Below are 18,050 nucleotides of genomic sequence, written 5' to 3'. Positions count from 1 at the left end.
CACTGTCGGCCCGGCATCGACGGCGCCCACGAGAGGGGCGGAGACGGGCCAGATCGGCTACTTCCGCCGCAACCACGGGTGTTCACACCGCGGGTCGACCGCTACAGCCAGATCGTCGTCCGCACCAACCGCATACGGATCACTGCCTGAAGGAGGGGTCGAACGTTCACGTGCTCACCGCGCCTCTTCGCACCAGGCGGAGGTGTCGGCGTCGGTGAGGCGGACGGACCGTGACGTCGGAGATCGCCCACTCGACACGGGAACACGGGAGAACGACGCCATACCAAGCGGCACGGCCGGCCACAGGAAGGATCCGGTGGGGCTGGTGGCGGGTGCTGGGGTGCGGTGCCGGGGGTGAGCGCCTGTGCGCCCCCTGGGCGCTCTCCCGAGCCTTCGGGAGCGCGGGGCACCGTCGGACCATGGGGGACATCAGGGAAGCGTGCGTGGGCCGCGGTGACGGCACGGACTGCCCGAACGGGGAGATCTTCGAACCGGGCGAGAACGGGCCGCGGTGCGAGGAGTGCCGGCATCACTGGGAGCTGGACGAGACGGAGCCGGGACGTCGGGCTGCCGGGGACGACGGGCTGACGTGGCCGTCGGGGGATCCGAGGGAAGCGGGGCCGGGGGCCGCGGCGTAGTGGCGGCGATGCCGGGGCTGCGGTGCTGGGGCGGGGGTGCCGGCACGGACACGGGGTGAGGCCCGGCCGTCGAGGGGACGCGGCGGCCGGATTTCCCCATACGCTCGGAGTGATGCCCCAGCCAGTGAAGGCGGCTGGGTCAACGACGGCCGGTCAGTCACCGCCTTCGGTGTACCAGGAGCGGGATTCTCCTTCGTGGTGACTTGGAACCGAGCGGCGCCACCCATATGGAGCGTTCCTCGGAAACATGATGTGACCGCCGGGGTGGGCGATGAACGTCCACCGGGTGCCGGCCGGGGGTAGGAGCAGCGTGAACTTCTCGTTCGTGTGCGGGTGGTGCGGCGCCGAGTGCGTCATGTGGGGCGAGCCGGTCATGTCGTGGTGGGCCGACAAGTACGAGTTGCCGAACGAGTTCGAGTGCTGGAACTGCGGCAGGGGACAACACGACCCCCGTCGACACGACCCCCGCCCCGCCCTGGACGCCGACCGAGTGATGCGAGAAGGTCCCCGAACTCCCGCGCGACGCATCTCCTGCTGATCCTCCCCCGGGCTGCGGGCGCCGACAGCAAAGAACGACATGCACGGCGGACGGGCGGGCAGGGTGATCCGTCACGAATCCTGCCCCTGCACCGGCCTTGAAGCGCACGACGGCACACCTTGGCCGCGTCGACCGGCTCGTTCGGGAAGCCCGGGCCCCGGGTGACGACGGGCCCGGCCGCGGGTGCCCGCAGGCCGTGTGCGTGTCGAGCCCTCGGCGCGTCGTCGGTTCGGAGGCGGCCGGGCCGTCACCGGTCACTCCGTGATCCGGTAGCGACCCAAGACGATCTTGATCAGCTCGTCGGTGATCTCCTCCATGGTCGCGTCGACCCAGCCGACGACCCAGTCGTGCATGAGGCCGTTGACGGCTCCGATGAAGGCGGCGGCGGCGATGCGGTAGTCGTCGGGGGGAAGCTCACCGCGTTCGAAGGCGTCGTCGACCTGCCGGCCCAGCAGATCGATCCAGACGGAGCGGCGAGCCAGGCGCTGGCGGTCCAGGCGGGGGCTGACGCCGACGATCTCGACATAGGCGATCCGGGCATGGCGCGGGTCCGAAGCGGCGCCCTTGACGTAGGCGCGGAGCATCTGGACGACCCGGTCGCGCGGCGGCTTGTCCTGGATGGTGGGCAGGATGTCGAGCACGGCCTGTTCGGCGACGTCGTTGACGTACAGGTGCAGTTCGGACAGCAGGTCTTCCAGCGTGCGGAACTCTTCGTAGAACTGACGGGTCGACAGCCCGGCGGCCCGGCACAGGTCGGCGATCTTGGTGTTCCGGTAGCCGCGGACGGCGCCGAACATCTCCAGACCCGCCTCCAGGAAGCGCCTGCGGCGCTCGGCCCGTCGCTCGGTCGCGTCCTTGCCTCCGTATCGGCCCTCCGCCGGGGTGATCCTGCCCGCCACTGTGCCTCCATCAGGTGATGCGCAGAATCCTCCCGCACCGGTCTTGCGGCGGACGTCCCCCCTCCCTACCATCCAGTAACCAAGTTCGAATACGGCGATACTCAGATTTGGTCGGAGGGTTCCGCGCGCGGCCCACAAGGCCGGCGGATCCCGGGCCGGCCATGCTCAAGCTCCCTGTCACCGATCGCTCCCTGTCACCGATCGCTCCCTGCCACGATCGCTCCTTGCCACCGATCGCCAACCGCCGACGCCGCGGCCCGCGTGCAACGCGCCCTGTTGTGCGGACGGACGTGTGCGTCGACCCGGACCGGTACCGCTCCGCGTTTCCGCCCCTTCGTGGGCACTCACCCTGGGAGAAGCAAGCATGCACGCTGCGAGTACCCCTGCTCGGACGGCCCCCGCACGGACCGGGCACAACAGCCTCGGGCGCCGACGTCTGCGGAACATCACCGTGGCCGCCGCTCTGGCCGCCGGCGTCATCGCGCCTGCCGTCACGACGAACACCGCCCACGCTGCCCCCGCCCTGCGCGAGGTGATGTTCGTCGGCAACAACTGGGACGGCACCGCCGACGTCATCAATCCCAGCGGCGACTTCGGCGAGATCGGCCGGATCAACGTCGTCCCCGACAAGACCGAGCGCCTGGCCGCCATCTACACCAACCCGATCAACCTGGCCGTATATCTGGGTATCCGGGCGACCGCCGGGGAGGGCCACGACCAGCTCGTCGACGACCTGTACTCCACCCCCGACGGCAGCGCCCTGGTCGCCTCACGGCCCAGCTTCGGTGACGTCGTGTCCATCAGCCTGACGACCGGCAAGGTCAACTGGCGCTTCCCGGTGTCGGGTTACCGCTCCGACCACATGGCCGTCTCCCCGGACGGCACCAAGGTCGCGGTCTCTGCCTCCCTCAGCAAGACCGTTTACGTCCTGGACATCAACACGGGCAGGCAACTCGGCTCGTTCAGCACCGGCGACAAGCCGCACGAGAACATCTGGACCGACGGCGGCGAGTACATCTGGAACATGTCCATCGGCAACGTCGAGACCGCCTTCGACGATCCGTCCATGGACTGGACCAAGGGCGACCGGCACATCACCGTCGTCGACGCGAGCACCTACAAGGTCGTCAAGACCATCGACATGCGCTCGCGCCTGGATGCCTTCGGCCGCAAGGACCTGTCCAACGCCGTCCGGCCCGCGGTGTTCAGCCCCGACTTCTCGAAGCTGTACTTCCAGGTCTCCTACTTCAACGGCTTCCTGGAGTACGACGTCGCCACCGACAAGATCACCCGGATCAAGACCCTGCCGAAGAACCCCGCCACCAGCGACGACCGCACCACCTTCGTCAACGACTCGCGCCACCACGGCATGTCCATGAACCCCGATGGCAGCAAGCTGTGCATCGCGGGCACCATGGACGACTACGCCACCATCGTCGACCGCGCCAGCCTCCAGGAAGGCCCGCTCGTTCCCGCCTCCAAGCCCTACTGGGCCACCGTCAGCGGCGACGGCCGCGACTGCGTGATCTCCGAGAGCGGCGCCGACAAGGTCACCGCCATCGACTTCGCCACCGGCCAGAAGGTCGCCTCCGTGCCGGTCGGCGACCACCCCCAGCGGGTCCGCCTCGCCCACATCCCCGCCGACTGGACCAGCCCCACCGGCTGACCTCCGTCCGGTCCAGGGGCGCAGGGCGTGCGAGCCGCCCTGCGCCCCGACGTGCCGGCGGGTGCCCGCGTGTGTCGGTCGGGGCAGGCGGGAGCCCGCGGTCCGGCCTGGTGACTGACCGGGCTGTGCGCCCCCTCCCGCCCCCCCCGAAAGCGCGGTCGCGGGTCCGGGCAGAATGTGCGGATGGACGAGTTGCGGCCGGTGCACCGGCACCCCGCCCCCGAACGGTACGGACGCCTGCGCGTGCGGAAGGACGATCTCTCTGCCGCGCTCCGGCTCACCCAACGCGTCCCAGGGCCCGCCGCCTTCGGGACGGTGGCGGGCGTGTGCGCGCCGGGCTTCGACGCCTACGTGCGGATCCTGCACCCGGCGGGGCTGGGCGAGCGGCCGGTGCGGTGGTCGACGGTGGCCGCCGCCCACGGCACCCGCGTCACGCCGGGCACACGCTGGTACGACATCGTCGGCATGGGTCCCGACTACTTGAACGCCGCGGAGTACGGCATGCCCGGCGTCTGGGACGAGCACCCCTGGGAGGGGCCGACTCCGCCTGCTGTCGCCGAGGCGCTGATCCCCGTGCTGGCCCGGCACACCACGACCGCGGAGCGGTGCTGGTTCGGGCTCTGGAACGGCTACGGCCGTCGGGACCTCGACTGGCTGCCGACGTTTTCGACCCCCGGCCGGGAGGAGGTGCTGCTGTCCGGCGCGTTGGCCGACGCCGTCTCGCCGGTGGCCCTGGACGAGTTCGCCGAGCTGCCCGACCTGTGGTGGCCCGAGGACCACGCCTGGTGCCTGGGCGGGGACGTCGACCTGACCAGCACCTACGTCGGTGGGTCCACGCGCCTCGTCGCCGGCCTGCTGGCCGCGCCGGACCTGGAGTCGTACCCGGTGGGCCCGGACGACACGGTCGTCGGTTGAGCGCGTCGAGGCGGTCGGTCGCGCACGTCCGTGCCGAAGCCGCCCGCTCCGCCGTCGAAGCCGCCCGTAACCAGGCCGCCACGCCTCCGGAGCCGGACGACCGCGACCAGCCGCCGGGCAGGCTCCGCCGTGGCCTGTTCCGCCGCGGTACCTGACGTCCGTACGGCGACGCCGCCCTGCGCATCGGAACGGGGGAGAGGCGGTGTCGCCGGACGCTGCCCCGGGTCGGTCCGGGACGGCCACCGGCCCTTCTCCACCGCGCGCGGCTGATACCAGTCGAACTGCTCGGGGTCAGCCGATACCGGGTGCCGAGGGACGGAACTCAGTGCGTGGGAACCGGCTCGGACGACGGCCGCCACTCCCGCCTGATCAGCCCGTAGACCCACGAGTCAGAGACCTCGCCGTTGACGACGCAGTCCTCCCTCAGCGTCCCTTCCCGTACGAAGCCGAGCTTGTCGAGCACACGGGCGGATGCCACGTTGCGCGTATCGGCCTCGGCTTGGACTCGATTCAGGTCCAGCGTGTCGAATGCCCACCGCAGCAGAGCGCGCGCGGCCTCGGTCGCATAGCCGTGGCCCCACGCCGCGTCGTCGAAGCAGTAGCCAAGCGCCGCGCTGCGGTACTCCGGATTCCACCTGCTCAGGCTGCACCAGCCGATGAACGCCCCGTCGGAGACACGATCCACGGCCAGCCGCGCCCCGCTGCCCTCCTGCGCCATCTGGCGGCAAGCCGTGATGAACTTCTCGGCGCGCACGCGTTCGCTCCACGGTGGCGCGTCCCAGTAGCGCAGCACGTAGGCGCTGCTGTGCAGTGCGAAGAGGTCGTCCGCGTCCGAGTCTTCGAAGGCGCGCAGCCGAAGGCGAGCGGTGTGCAACGACGGGGTGGGCAGTGACGTCCTCAAGTTCCCTCCCCTGATCGGTGGCCGATCAATCAGACATCCGATGCGGGTCACTCGCAACAGGTTTTCTCGGCCGGGCTGGCAGAGCAGGCTTGTTGCGGGCCACGCCGGAGGGGCTACGGCTCGCCGAGCGGGGGGAGAGAGATCCGCTGGGAGCGATCTCCACGTCGCCTCACCCACCGCACGCGCTCGCAGCGGGGCGTCGGCCGCGGCGAACACGGCCGTGATCTGCCGACAGGCCGGATGATCCGGCAGCGCCGGTAGATTCCTCTGTCGAACCCGATCGGACGGCCGCCCTGGCTGCCGCGCCGTCGGTGGTTGGCGCGCTGGTCCGTGGGCTCCGGGATTGTGTGCTTGATCTGGTGTCGCCGCACGTAACGGCGGTTGTGGCGCGACCAATAGGCTTTGTCGCCGCCCAGGTGGTCAGGCCGAGTCCGCGGGCGGCCGCCAGCCAGCCGCGGAACCCGGATCTGTTCCAGTACGGGGATCAACTGCGGGGCGTCCCCCCGGCCGGGCGTGATGGCGAAGGCGAGCGGGCGCCGCCCGCCCTCACCCATCAGGTGGATCTCGCAGGCACCTGCTGCGTGCTGATGAGCGCGACAGGACGTGGAGTTCACGCTGACCATGCTCCCCTGGGCCGGTCCCGGGGCGCGTTGTCGTGGACGGAGGCGGTCAGCACCGCCACCGCGATCACCAGGCCCGCCATGTCGACGGCCGGTCCCCGCCCGCGGTCCGGGACCTTCTTGGCGCCGCTGACGGAGGGGTGCCGGGCCTTCGATGAGGTGATCACGGGATCGATCAGACTCCAGCGCTCGTCGGACAAGAGGAGCTGACACAATGCCTGGACTCGCCTGTAGGTGATCACATAGCAGGCGACCTTCAGGAACGCCTCGTGGAGGTCGTCGCGGATCTCCCAGCGGATCCGTAGCCGTCGGAAGCCGTGGATCCACGCGTTCGTCCGCTCGACTCCCCAGCGGGCCGCGCCCAGGCCGGAGCCATGCGGAACTCCGCGTCGGGCGATGGCCGGCTTGATGCCGCGCTTCCACAGGAGCCGACGGTACTTGTCGGAGTCCTAGCCCCGGTCGGCGAACAACTGTCGCGGCCGGTGACGGGGGCAACCGGTCACTCCGCGGATCCGCGGATCGCGTCGAGCAGGGGCGGCAGCTGAGTGATGTCGTGGCGGTTGCCACCGGTCAGGTGGCTGGCGAGCGGGGTGCCGCCTGCGTCGGTGATGACGTGGTGCTTCGAGCAGGGCCGGGCACGGTCGACCGGGCTCGGCCCGGTTTTGGGCCGCCCCGACGGGCCTGGTGGTGGGAGCCGTCGATCACCGCCCGGACCAGTCCAGCTTCCCGGCACGGTGCAGCTCGGTCAGCAGCACCTGGTGCAGCCGGTCCCACACCCCGGCCTCGTGCCGGTCCCGCAGCCGGCGCCAGCACGTCATCCCGGACCCGAAGCCGAACTCCTGCGGCAGCCACTCCCACTGGATCCCGGTGTGCAGCACGAACAGGATGCCCTGCAGGCGAGAACGGTCGTCCAGCGGCAGCCGGCCGGGATGGCGCGGACGCCGCTGCCTGACCGGCAGCAACGGCTCGATCCGCCCCCACGGGTCATCCGGCACCATCCACGGAGGACCGTTCCCCTTCCCCGTGACTCGTTCAACGAGTCGGCCAGGAAGGAGATATGGCTACGACCCGGCTTTCTATCAGGTGCTCGGACTCCCGCAGCCGACGGCCTGGAAAATAGGCTGCGGTCAGCTGAACTGGGGTGATAGGCAAGCGATGTGACAGAGAGTCTTGAGTTTTCCACCCTGCTGCGACTGATCGACGAGCGGTCGGCCGCGTTCCGGAGTGCGGTTGCCGCCGCGCCCAGCCTTGACGCGCCGGTGCCGTCCTGCCCCGAGTGGACGTTGTTCGATCTGGTGCAGCACCTGGGTACGGGCCAGCGCTGGTGGGCCGCGATCGTCGCCGCGGGCCCGGCCGAGGCTCCGCCGGCCAAGGATGCCGCGGAGGTGCCGCGCGAACTTGAGGCGCTGCTGGCCTGGTACGCCGAGTCGAACGAGCTGTTGCTGAGTGCGCTGCACGAGGCCGGCCCGGAGCGCGAGTGCTGGGCGTGGTGGGGCGCCGGCGTGTCGCCGGCGAATGCCTGGGGCGTTGCCCGGCGCCGGGTGCACGAGGTGCTGGTGCACACCTACGACGCCCAGCTCGCCGCAGGCGCCGTGCAGCCGATGCCGACGGACGTCGCGATCGACGGCGTGGCCGAGTTTCTCGACACCTGCAACTCCACCCCGGCGGCCTGGCCGCACGAGGCCGCCATCATCCACTACCACGCCACCGAGGGCCGCTCCTGGCTCCTCGCGTTGGACGGCACCGGCGCCTGGCCCGCACCCCTCACGGACGATGCCGCGCCCGCCTCCGCTTCGGCCACGGGCACGGCCGAGCAGCTGCTCCTCTTCGTCTGGGGCCGCCTCACGCTGCGCGACCTGAAGATCGAGGGCGACCAGCAGGTGTTCGAGCAGCTGATCGCCTGGGAGCCCGAGGAGTAGCCAGTCAATTCCGCCGGCGGACGGCCTTGATGACGTCCGCGTCGGTGGACATCGCGAACAGCTCCGCCTCCGCGCGGCGGACGGCCGGTACGGCCCGGGCAGCGGAGATGCAGCGGCCTCGCACCTTCCAGCGACGACAGATGCGACGTCACGTCACATACCGCCCGCCGAGGGCGAGGCGTAGCGGGGGGCTGTAGGTCCGGATTATTTCATCAGGAGGCATGGAGGCCATCGGTTCGAGGCGGAGGATGTAGCGGGTCACGATCAGGCCGGCGATCTGGGCGCAGAACGCCGCGGCGCGTTTGCGGGCGTCCCTGCCGCCGATCCGGGTCGCGATCTTGTCGATCAGTTCCTTCTCCGTCATGTCCTTGACCAGGTCGGCGAAGGCCGCGTCGTGCGCGGCCCCGGCCACGAGGGCCCGTAGGGGTGTGCCGGTCGCGGGGTCTTCCCACAGACGGAGGAGGGAGTGCAGGGCGCGTTGGGGGAAGGTGGCCGGGTCGCCCTGGGCGGCGCGGCCGAGGATGTCGGAGGGGTTGACGGTCAGGGCCAGGGCCGCGCTGAGCAGGCCCTTCTTGGAGCCGAAGTAGTAGCTGATCAAGGCGAGGTCCACGCCCGCCTCGGCGGCGATGGAGCGCAGGGTGACGTCCTGGTACCCGCCTTCGAGGAAGCGCCGGCGGGCGACGAGGAGGATCTGGGCGCGGGTGTCGGGTTTTCCGGGCCTGCGTCCCCGGGCGCCGGAAGAATTCATCACCGTTGAGATTGTAGCGGTGGCCCGGCCAGGGTGAAGAGGTTCCGTTCCCCGCCCCGAAGGGCTTTCTCCGTGCTGACTTCGTCACCGCCTGCCGTTCAGGTCCCTGGCCGTCCCCTGCGTCAAGGCGCCGTCCTGGCCGTCACCTGTCTGGCACTGGCCACCGTGATGGCCGCGATGGCCTCTCTGAACGTCGCTCTGCCCGACCTCGCGCGCCAGACGCACGCCACCCAGACCCAGCAGTCGTGGATCATCGACGCCTACAGCCTGGTCTTCGCGTCCCTGCTGCTGCCCGCGGGGGCGCTGGGTGACCGGTTCGGCAGGCGCCGGGCGCTGCTCGTCGGCCTGATCGTGTTCGGGGCGGGTTCCGCGCTCGCGGTGTTCACCACGAACCCGGACCAGCTGATCGGGCTGCGCGCGCTGCTGGGGGTGGGGGCCGCGTTGATCATGCCCGCCACCCTGTCGACCATCACCAGCGGCTTTCCCCGTGCGCAGCGGGCGCGGGCGGTGAGCATCTGGTCGGCGGTCGCCGGGGCCAGCGGGGTGCTCGGCCTGCTGACCTCGGGCACCTTGCTGGAGTGGTGGACGTGGCAGTCGGTGTTCTGGTTCAACGTGCTGCTGTCCGCGGTCGCGCTGGTCGGCACGCTGGCCTTCGTGCCGGAGTCGGCCGATGCTCGCCCGGCGCCGCTGGACGTGGTCGGCGCGATCCTGGCGGCGGCCGGCATCGCGGCGCTCGTCCACGCGGTGATCGAGGCTCCGGTCGACGGCTGGAGCGACCCGGTCACGCTCGGCGGCATCGGGCTCGGCCTGGTCGTCCTGGTGGCCTTCGTCGTCTTCGAGCTGCGCAGCCGGCATCCGTTGCTCGACCCGCGGCTGTTCACCAACCGCCGCTTCGCGGCCGGCTCATTGTCGATCACGCTCCAGTTCTTCGCCCTCTTCGGGTTCATCTTCGTGATGATGCAGTACCTCCAGTTGGTGCGCGGCGACAGCGCGCTGACGGCCGCGCTCTCCCTTCTGGCCATGCCGATCGGGATGATCCCCGCCTCCCGGCTCAGCCCTCGCCTCACCCAGCGGCTCGGTGAGCGCATCCCCTGGGTGGCGGGGCTGCTCGCGCTCGCCGTCGGCCTCGGCGTCCTGGCCCATCTGGACGGTGGCAGCGCCTACTGGCACATCGCCGCCGGGCTGGTACCTCTCGGTGCCGGCCTGGGACTGGCCATGCCTCCGGCCACCACCTCCATCACCAGCGCCGTGCCCAAGAGCCTGCAGAACGTCGGCTCCGCCGTCAACGACCTGGCCCGCGAACTCGGCGGCGCGCTGGGCATCGCGGTGCTCGGCAGCATGCTGACCGCCGGTTACCGCGACAACCTCCACCTGACCGGGGTCCCGCCCCACGTCGCGGAGGCGGCGAAGTCCTCGTTGGCAGGCGCCGCCGCGGCCGGCCCCCGCGTCATGCACCAGGCCCAGGACGCGTTCGTCACCGGACTGCACACCTCCCTGCACGGCGGCGCCATCACCGCGGTCGTCACGGCCATCGCCGTGGCCGTCCTGCTCCGGCGCCGCCGAACCTCCGGCGACAGGACGCCGTGCCTCGCCCCTGCCGAACCGGTGCCGTGCGGAGGACGAGACCGGACGGATGCGGCCTGACCACGCCCGGCGCGAGAACCGAACGGTGGCTCGGTGGTGGCCGGTTCGGGGAGCTCACCGAGGGGATCCCACCCTCGGTGAGCCCGGTGTCAGTCGTCGACGGCCTGGTGGAGCGTGGTCCAGAAGCCGTTCATGAGCCGCACCGGATCCGCGGACGGCGGCCTGGCGAGGCGGCAGCAACGCGGCGTCCTCGCGCAGGAGTTCACGGCAACGTCCGCATCGGCGGCGTACATCCGGACCGCCGCCAGCTCCAGCAGGGTGATGGCCTCGCCGACGCTGTCGCGCTCTGCGGCCATCAGCACGCGGGCCGCTTCGAGCTCCGGTACCGCCTCCTCCAGCAGGCCGACGCGCATCAGCGTGGCCCCCGGCAAACACCGGTGGGAGACGAGTATGCGGCGCTCGCCGAGCCTTTCCGCGGCGGGCGTGCTGACCTCCCGGTACGCCTCGATGGTGGTCACCACGCGGTCGATTGAAAGGCCGGCGCCTTCGGCATCGGGGATCTGCGGCTCGGGCGCGGCTCGGTCCGCGAGGACGGTCCGCTGGTCCTCGACCCCGACGGTGGGGAGTTGAAGTCGGGGAAAGGACACGCGGGTGGTGTTCTGAGTGCGGGGCCCCCACAATGCGGTCATGGACGTGAGTCGCTTGGCCGCGCGCACCCAGGACGACCTGCGTCGGAGGAATCTGTTCCTCCGGAGGGGTGACACGCCGACGACCCTGGAGGTCCGTGTCGACGATGGCAGCCGTGGCGGTTTCCTCATCGGCTGGGTGAAGCAGGAGCCGCATTCCTTCCGCCCGGGACACCGCGCGTGGCAGTCGTACGCGAGGTCGGCCATCAACGAGCCCGGTTACTGGCACGGCCGCGTCAGGGGCAGGTACGAAGTCTACGGGGGAGGGGGTGAGGAGACGATCGAGAAGGCCCTGTACGAGGTGCTCTACGCCGCCTCGTACGGCGATGTACTGGCCGCGAGCGAGGCCGGATCCGGCAGGTCCGGAACCTATGTCGGCACGATCGACCAGCGGCAGGCCGAATGGCTGGGCTCGCTCGACCTGCCGGAAGGGATGACGCACCTCGGTGGCGGCAAGATGCGGTTCACCGACATTGCCGTCGCCTACTTCCGTGGCGGCCCGCAGTCGGGCCCCTACATCGACGCAACCTACCTGCTGTACCTCGATCCGATGGATGATCCGTACCAACTCACCCGGGAAGGGGACGCGTGATCCGGCTCCACCTCGGCTCCCGGGCTGCGGCTTCGTCCCGGGCGGGGCAGGTGTCCGCCACGTCGAGGAGCCACCGGGGCGTGCTTACCGCACTCGGTCAGCGGCCCTCGGCGCGCGCCATGCCATCCGGCCCTGGCGGGAGGCGGCCGGTGCACGAACCGACAAGCTCGCCATCGCCTACCAGGCCGCACTCCACCTCGCCGGCATCCTCATCTGGACCCGACGCTGACCAAAGAGACAGAACCCAGCCGAGTTCGCCGAGTCCATGAGCCCGTCCAGGTCCGGATCGGGGCTGGGCTCGGCCGCGGTGAGGTTGCGGACCACGACATGGCCTACATGGGCTTGACGACCCAGATGCCCGCCGACGGCGCTGGAGTCGCGCACATCAAGGCGCATGGCCAGTACCGCAACGGGCAACGTTCGCCCCGCTTGCGGCTACCCTCTCGGCGTGGTCAACGAGGGCAACCCCGCCGCGGTCGACCTCGGCCGGATCACCCGAGCCGTGAAGCGCGAGTCGTGGATTCAGTGACATCCCCGCCCTGAAGTCCGACGGGAACCGCCGGGGTTCGCGGGGTGACGGCGCGGCGTCGACGCCGGGGATCGACGAGGACCGCCGCACCGTAGCCGGTGTCGTCGGGGTTGAGGTCGGTGCCGGGTGCCACGACGCGGTCGATGTGGTCGAGCACAGTGGGTTCCAGGACGATGTCCGCTGAGCTCAGCTGGCTGTGCAGGTGCTCGGCGGTGCGGGGGCCGATGACCGCTGCGGTGACCGCGGGGTGGGTGGTGACGAACGCCAGTGCCAGCTGGATCAGTGTCAGACCGGCTTCGTCGGCGATCCGGGCCAGTTCGGTGGCCGCGTCGAGTTTGGCCTGATTGCCGGGGACGTCCAGGTCGTAGTGGGAGAGCGTGGTGCGGAAGGGCATCGTCCGCGTGCGGTGGCTGGACGGGTCGGCCGCGTCCCGACGCCAGCGGCCGGACAGCCAGCCCCCGGCCAGCGGGCTCCAGGCGAGTACCCCCATCCGGTAGGCCTCGCAGGTGGGCAGCACATCGGTCTCGACGCCCCGGGCCAGGAGGGAGTACGGCGGCTGTTCGCAGACGAATCGTTCACGTTGCCGCCGTTCGGCGGTCCACTGCGCCTGCACGATGGCCGAGGGGGAGAATGTCGAAGAGCCCGCGTAGCGGATCTTGCCTGCGCGTACCAGGTCGGACAGCGCACCCAGGGTCTCGTCGACGTCGGTGGTGGGATCGGGCCGGTGTACCTGGTAGAGGTCGATGTATTCGGTGTCCAGGCGGCGCAGACTCTCCTCGCAGGCCCGAACGATCCAGCGCCGCGAGGCGCCACGTTCGTTGAGGCCGGGGCCCATCGGGCTCGACACCTTGGTTGCCAGGACGACCTCGTCGCGCCGTCCGGCGACTGCCTTTCCGACAATGACCTCGGACTCACCGCCCGAATACACGTCGGCCGTGTCGATGATGTTGACACCCGCATCGAGCGCGGTGCGGATGAGGGCGATCGAATCGTCATGGTCGGGGTTCCCCCACTTCCCGAACATCATCGAGCCCAGGCACAGCGAGCTGACCTGGACCCCGGTACTCCCCAGCGTGCGGTACTGCATGGCGTGGACGGCCCTTCTGCGGACGCGGCAGTGCGACGGGACGGCCGGCATCAGCCTGCTACCGTCCCGGCAACCGGAGTCGACTCCGGTTGCTGCCCGCACGATAAGCGGAGTCGACTCCGCTTAGCAAGCAGAGAGGAACACGCATGACGGATCCGTTCGTCCGGCCGACCCGGGCCGACGCGCGAGCCAACGAGGACAAACTGCTCGCCGCGGCCGCCCTGGCCTTCGCGCGGGACGGCGCCGCCGCGACCCTGAAACAGATCGCGAAGGACGCGGGCGTCGGGATCGGCACCCTCTACCGGCGCTTCCCGACCCGTGAGCAGCTCGTCGACGCCACCTACCGCTACGAGACCTCCCGTCTCGCCGACCGGACGTCGGCACTTCTCGGTCGGCTGCCCGCTGACCGGGCCCTGCGGTCCTGGATGTCGGAGGTGTTGGACTACCTTGCCGCCAAACACGGCATGGCGGACACGCTCAAGTCCCTCCTGCGGAACGACGAGCATCTGAGCTCACAGACGCGCGAGCAGCTGACCGGTGCGGTCGAAGAGTTCCGTCTCGCCGGCGTCGCCCAGGGGGTGATCCGGCGGGACGTAGCCTCCCACGACATCCTCATGGCTCTGGCGGGTGTCACCCTCGTGGCCGGGGCCGGCCATCAGCGGGAGCAGGCTGAGCGGCTGCTTGACCTGCTGATGGACGGCATCACCCGCTCTGACGGATGGCGCGGGGGCGTGCAGCGGCCCACGCCGTGATCGTGTGCGCCCGGACGCTCACGGACCGGGGCCGCCCTATGCCCTGACCCCGGTCCGACGCCGGCCAGAAGCAGCCGGGCCGAGGCCGGGGTCCGCGTCAGCTGCTCCGGCATCACGAGTTCGAGTTCAGGAGCGGCGGGCGGCCGCGAGGTTGTCGGCGAGGCGGAGCAGGTCCGGGCCGAGAGGAGAGTCGGCGCTCCAGACCGCTTCGAAGGAGATCTGTACCTCGCGGCCCTGGTCCAGCAATGGGCGGTGGCAGACGTCGGGCGAGGTGAGTTTGGAGCGGGGGATCATCGCCGAGCCCAGGCCGAGCTTCGCCCAGTCCTCCAGGACCCGGTAGCCGGCGGCCTCGCCCGGATAGCTGTTCAGGGGCATCTCATGTGCCTCGAAGAGCTGGGTGGTGAACGTGGTCAGGCCGCAGGTGTCGGGGACGAGGATGAACCGCTCCTTGCCGGCCTCCGCGAGTTCGACGGGGGTCGCCTCCGTGGTGCCGGGGCTGACGACGACGATCGGCTCGACGTCGATGACGCGGTGCTCGAAGCGCGGCATCGCGGACACGGCCGGGATGAGGATGATGTCGAGCCGGCCTGCGAGCAGGCATGCGCGCAGGTCATGCATGTTCGCCTCGCGCAGCACGAGGTCCCGGGGTGCGGGAAGGGCCTGGACCATGGCGAACGCCCGGGCTACCAGGTGGGAACCGATCAGGGGCGAGACGCCCATACGGATCTTCTGCTCACCGGGTTCGGTCAGCCGCCTGGCCTCGGCCGCGACGGCGTCGAGCGCGACCAGGGCACGCTCGATCAGTGGCAGGATTTTGACGCCGAACGCGGTCTGGGTCACTCCGCGCGGCGATCGGTCGAAGAGCTTGTCGCCGAGGCGCTCCTCGAGCTTGGCGATCCCGTTGGACAGGGCGGGCTGTGTGACCCCGTAGGCCCGTGCGGCGGCGCTGAACGACTTGGTCTCCGCGACCGCCTGCGCATACCGAAGCTGTTCGAGATTCAGGCGATCCGTCGCCATAGCCATGGCTTATCGCTCCATTCGCTGATGTCCCCTACCGGGCTCGTCATCCTCTGCTTACGGTGGGGTTCCTGCTGATTCAGCATAACCAGCAGCTATACGTATCGTCGTTCGGAACGGAAAGGCGCCATGTCGGACACCGCCGTGACCATGGTCGTGACCGAGCCCTGTGGCCCCGTGCACCCCGCCACGGCCGGGCCGGCATCGCCGCCCGCCCGGTGGGTCCGTGTGTCGGTCGCGGCGAGCGGCGTGTGCCACGCCGACATCGGAACGGCCGCCGCCACCGGCAAGGGCATCGCTTTCCCCGTCACCCCGGGCCATGAGGTTGCCGGCGTGATCGCGGAGACGGGCGACGAGGTCGTGGGCTGGGCGGTCGGGGACCGCGTGGCCGTCGGCTGGTTCGGCGGCAGCTGCGGCCACTGCGCGTACTGCCGTGTCGGAGACGTCGTCCACTGTCCCGAACGCAGGATTCCCGGCCTGTCCTACCCGGGCGGCTGGGCCCAGAGCATCACCGTGCCCGCCGACGCGCTCGCGCGTGTCCCCGACGGGCTCGACCTCTTCGACGCGGCCCCGTTCGGCTGCGCGGGAGTGACCACCTTCAACGCCGTCCGCAAGGCGGGTATCCGCGCGGGCGGACGCGTCGCCGTCTTCGGGATCGGCGGCCTGGGCCACCTCGCCGTCCAGTTCGCGACGAAACTCGGATACGAGACGGTCGCCATCGCCCGCGGCGCGGACCGCGAGCCGCTCGCCCTCGACCTCGGCGCCCGTCACTACATGCTGGTGACGTCGCTCGCGCTGGGAGTCGCCGCGAGAACGGACTGTGCCGCTCGTGCTCCGGCGGCGAGGGCGCCCTCGGCGTCACCGCTTGAGAAGGTATCGATCCCGCTGACCTGCCCGGGCGCCCGAGCGCAACTGACGGCCCCGGCTTGATGCGTGAAGGCGGCTCCGTGCCGGCGCACGAACGAACTCCGTACGACTCACCGCACGAACCCCCCAACCCCCGGCCACGCCCGGCTTCCTTACCCGCCCTCATACCGCCACCCGCCCTCATACCGCCACCCGTCCTCATACCGCCGCCCCGGAAGAGAGATGACCAACACCTCACCCGTCAGAACGACGGCCCTCATATCCGATGCCGACCAGGCACAACGGCGCATCCTGCGCGTTCTGGTCGCCTCCCAGGTCCTCAGCGGCGCCGGACTCGCCGCGGGCGTCACCGTCGGCGCCCTCCTCGCCCAGCGCATGCTCGGCTCCACCAGCCTCGCCGGGCTGCCGAGCGCCCTGTTCACCGCCGGCTCCGCCCTCGCGGCCGTCGCCGTCGGACGCATCTCCCAGGCCCGCGGCCGACGCCCGGGACTGGCCGCCGGATACCTCACCGGGGCGATCGGCTCGGCGGGGGTCATCACCGCCGCCATCGTCGACAACCCCGTCCTGCTGTTCATCGCCCTGTTCGTCTACGGCGCGGGCACTGCCACCAACCTCCAGGCCCGCTACGCCGGAGCCGACCTCGCCGCACCCGGCCACCGCGCCCGCGCGGTCTCCACCGTCCTGGTCGCCACCACCCTCGGCGGCGTCGCCGGCCCCAACCTCGCCGCCCCCACCGGCACCTTCGCCGAACACCTCGGCATCCCCAACCTCGCCGGACCGTTCATCCTCTCCGGCGCCGCCTACGCGCTCGCCGCACTCGTCCTCTCCCTCTACCTCCGGCCCGACCCCCTCCTGACGGCCCGCACCCTCGCCGAGACCGAGGAAGCCGATCCCGCGACCGCCCCAGCCACCACCGACACCGCCACCACGGACGGTCACGGCAGCGTGGTCCTCGGCGCGCTCGTCATGGTCCTCACCCAACTCGTCATGGTCGCGATCATGACGATGACCCCGGTCCACATGCACGACCACGGCCACGGCACCGCCGCCTCCGGCCTCGTCATCGCCATCCACATCGGCGCCATGTACCTGCCCTCCCCGCTCACCGGATGGCTCGTCGACCGCTACGGCCGCATGAAGATCGCGGCCGCCTCCGGGCTCACCCTCCTGGCGTCCGGCATCCTCGCCGCGCTCGCGCCCGGCGACTCGATCGCCCTCCTCGCGCTCGCCCTGGCCCTGCTCGGCATCGGCTGGAACTTCGGGCTCGTCTCAGGCACCGCGATCATCACCGACACCGTTCCGCTCGCCACCCGGGCCCGGACCCAGGGCCTGGTCGACGTCTCCATCGCCATCGCCGGAGCGACCGGCGGCATGGCCTCCGGCATCATGGTCGCCGCCACGAGCTACCCTGCCCTCGCCCTCACCGGCGGCATCCTCTCCCTCGCCCTTCTGCCCGCCGTCGCCGTCACCGCCTACCGCCGATGAACCCCCTGAACCACGAGACTCCGGCCCCTGACATCACCGTCGACGGCACCGGCCTCCTCTGCGTCACCCTCCTGCTTCGCCTGCGCGGGGAGATCGACGGCGCCGAGCCGGGCACGGTCGTCCACGTCATCGCCACCGATCCCGCGGCTCCGCTCGATCTGCCCGCCTGGTGCCACATGACCGGCCACCACTACCTCGGACCCGTGCCCGGTCACGACCCGGACCGGTACGCCCTGCGTCTCGCCGCCGAGCCGACGCCGACCCGACGCGATGCGCCCTGGCACCGGGACGAGTGACTTCCCCTGACTTCTCCGCGTGCTCGCGACCAGCCGCACCGCCGGCGCCCCCGGCGCGGGAGCGGGGAGTCCGCCCCACGCCTCACACCTGCGGTGTGGGGTGAACACCCTGCCCCGGCTCCAGCGGGGCCCTTCCCCGGCTTCAGCGGGGCCCTTCCCCGGCTTCAGCGGGGCGAGCCCGTGGGCCGCTGCTCGTCGCCACTCGGCGAGCGCGAAAGTGCCGTCGGCAGCTCGGCGGACAACGCGCTCGCCGAGTCCTTCAACGCGACGTTCAAACGCGAGACGCTCCAGGGCCGCAAGCACTGGTCCAG

Annotated in this window: 16 protein-coding genes and 3 pseudogenes; 10 read left to right on the top strand and 9 right to left on the bottom strand. The window is 70.9% G+C overall.

The features are described 5' to 3' along the window. Window positions 1-1,430 precede the first annotated feature (1,430 nt). Window positions 1,431-2,075, bottom strand: a complete 645-nt coding sequence (locus ACWDD7_RS29315) for a TetR/AcrR family transcriptional regulator (RefSeq protein ID WP_392213113.1) — start codon at window positions 2,073-2,075, stop codon at window positions 1,431-1,433. A gap of 364 nt (window positions 2,076-2,439) precedes the next feature. Between ACWDD7_RS29315 and ACWDD7_RS29310 the strand changes: the two genes are divergently transcribed. Together ACWDD7_RS29310 and ACWDD7_RS29305 are read left to right on the top strand one after the other, a co-directional pair. After that, window positions 2,440-3,741: a YncE family protein gene (locus tag ACWDD7_RS29310; protein WP_450459609.1), complete on the top strand. Its 1,302-nt coding sequence runs from the start codon at window positions 2,440-2,442 to the stop codon at window positions 3,739-3,741. Window positions 3,742-3,924: 183 nt separating this feature from the next. Further along, window positions 3,925-4,656 carry a hypothetical protein gene (locus ACWDD7_RS29305; protein WP_450459608.1) on the top strand — a complete coding sequence of 244 codons (732 nt, stop codon included), beginning with the start codon at window positions 3,925-3,927 and terminating at the stop codon, window positions 4,654-4,656. Window positions 4,657-4,978: 322 nt separating this feature from the next. Here ACWDD7_RS29305 and ACWDD7_RS29300 read toward each other — a convergent pair whose 3' ends face one another. The 4 genes and pseudogenes from ACWDD7_RS29300 to ACWDD7_RS29285 all read right to left on the bottom strand — a co-directional run. Beyond that, window positions 4,979-5,557 (bottom strand): GNAT family N-acetyltransferase, encoded by a 579-nt coding sequence (locus ACWDD7_RS29300; RefSeq protein ID WP_450459607.1) that lies wholly within the window; start codon window positions 5,555-5,557, stop codon window positions 4,979-4,981. 251 nt (window positions 5,558-5,808) lie between these two features. Then, window positions 5,809-6,198 (bottom strand): annotated as a pseudogene (locus ACWDD7_RS29295) (IS5/IS1182 family transposase); the annotation flags it as partial. Then, window positions 6,168-6,344 carry a hypothetical protein gene (locus ACWDD7_RS29290; protein ID WP_450459662.1) on the bottom strand — a complete coding sequence of 59 codons (177 nt, stop codon included), beginning with the start codon at window positions 6,342-6,344 and terminating at the stop codon, window positions 6,168-6,170. The pseudogene ACWDD7_RS29295 and the gene ACWDD7_RS29290, both read right to left, overlap by 31 nt. A gap of 51 nt (window positions 6,345-6,395) precedes the next feature. Next, window positions 6,396-7,175: pseudogene (locus ACWDD7_RS29285) on the bottom strand (IS5 family transposase); the annotation flags it as partial. 159 nt (window positions 7,176-7,334) lie between these two features. Between ACWDD7_RS29285 and ACWDD7_RS29280 the strand changes: the two are divergent. Further along, window positions 7,335-8,096, top strand: a complete 762-nt coding sequence (locus ACWDD7_RS29280; RefSeq protein ID WP_450459606.1) for a maleylpyruvate isomerase family mycothiol-dependent enzyme — start codon at window positions 7,335-7,337, stop codon at window positions 8,094-8,096. Between the two features lie 148 nt (window positions 8,097-8,244). On the opposite strand, the gene ACWDD7_RS29275 is transcribed toward ACWDD7_RS29280, so the two are convergent. Then, a complete protein-coding gene (locus ACWDD7_RS29275; RefSeq protein ID WP_450459654.1) occupies window positions 8,245-8,844 on the bottom strand; it encodes a TetR/AcrR family transcriptional regulator in 600 nt (199 codons plus the stop codon). Window positions 8,845-9,021: 177 nt separating this feature from the next. Here ACWDD7_RS29275 and ACWDD7_RS29270 point away from each other — a divergent pair, with 177 nt between their 5' ends. Continuing rightward, window positions 9,022-10,488, top strand: a complete 1,467-nt coding sequence (locus ACWDD7_RS29270; protein ID WP_450459605.1) for an MFS transporter — start codon at window positions 9,022-9,024, stop codon at window positions 10,486-10,488. Window positions 10,489-10,577: 89 nt separating this feature from the next. On the opposite strand, the gene ACWDD7_RS29265 is transcribed toward ACWDD7_RS29270, so the two are convergent. Further along, the gene (locus ACWDD7_RS29265) at window positions 10,578-11,075 is read right to left on the bottom strand and encodes a hypothetical protein (RefSeq protein WP_450459604.1); all 498 of its coding nucleotides are present in this window, start codon (window positions 11,073-11,075) and stop codon (window positions 10,578-10,580) included. A gap of 55 nt (window positions 11,076-11,130) precedes the next feature. Between ACWDD7_RS29265 and ACWDD7_RS29260 the strand changes: the two genes are divergently transcribed. Beyond that, window positions 11,131-11,706, top strand: coding sequence for a hypothetical protein (locus ACWDD7_RS29260; RefSeq protein WP_450459603.1), 576 nt, complete (start codon window positions 11,131-11,133; stop codon window positions 11,704-11,706). Between the two features lie 491 nt (window positions 11,707-12,197). Here ACWDD7_RS29260 and ACWDD7_RS29255 read toward each other — a convergent pair whose 3' ends face one another. Next, on the bottom strand, window positions 12,198-13,322 hold the full coding sequence (locus ACWDD7_RS29255; protein WP_450459602.1) for an aldo/keto reductase: 1,125 nt from the start codon (window positions 13,320-13,322) through the stop codon (window positions 12,198-12,200). A 146-nt stretch (window positions 13,323-13,468) separates the two neighbouring features. Between ACWDD7_RS29255 and ACWDD7_RS29250 the strand changes: the two genes are divergently transcribed. Beyond that, complete coding sequence (locus ACWDD7_RS29250; protein WP_351867890.1) at window positions 13,469-14,074, top strand: TetR/AcrR family transcriptional regulator; 606 nt, start codon at window positions 13,469-13,471, stop codon at window positions 14,072-14,074. Window positions 14,075-14,200: 126 nt separating this feature from the next. Here the strand turns inward: ACWDD7_RS29250 and ACWDD7_RS29245 are convergent, their stop codons facing one another. Beyond that, on the bottom strand, window positions 14,201-15,097 hold the full coding sequence (locus ACWDD7_RS29245; RefSeq protein WP_450459601.1) for a LysR family transcriptional regulator: 897 nt from the start codon (window positions 15,095-15,097) through the stop codon (window positions 14,201-14,203). 123 nt (window positions 15,098-15,220) lie between these two features. On the opposite strand from ACWDD7_RS29245, the gene ACWDD7_RS29240 reads away from it, so the two are divergent. The 4 genes and pseudogenes from ACWDD7_RS29240 to ACWDD7_RS29225 all read left to right on the top strand — a co-directional run. Continuing rightward, on the top strand, window positions 15,221-16,021 hold the full coding sequence (locus ACWDD7_RS29240) for an alcohol dehydrogenase catalytic domain-containing protein (RefSeq protein ID WP_450459600.1): 801 nt from the start codon (window positions 15,221-15,223) through the stop codon (window positions 16,019-16,021). A gap of 159 nt (window positions 16,022-16,180) precedes the next feature. Next, window positions 16,181-17,443 (top strand): MFS transporter, encoded by a 1,263-nt coding sequence (locus ACWDD7_RS29235; protein ID WP_450459599.1) that lies wholly within the window; start codon window positions 16,181-16,183, stop codon window positions 17,441-17,443. Next, the gene (locus ACWDD7_RS29230) at window positions 17,440-17,739 is read left to right on the top strand and encodes a sulfurtransferase TusA family protein (protein ID WP_450459598.1); all 300 of its coding nucleotides are present in this window, start codon (window positions 17,440-17,442) and stop codon (window positions 17,737-17,739) included. Before ACWDD7_RS29235 ends, ACWDD7_RS29230 begins: the two co-directional genes overlap by 4 nt. A gap of 219 nt (window positions 17,740-17,958) precedes the next feature. Next, window positions 17,959-18,050: pseudogene (locus tag ACWDD7_RS29225) on the top strand (transposase); the annotation flags it as partial.

This window comes from Streptomyces sp. NPDC001056 (assembly GCF_053598955.1).
Note: the sequence above shows the minus strand (reverse complement) of the source record. Positions and strands in the feature narration are given on the sequence as shown.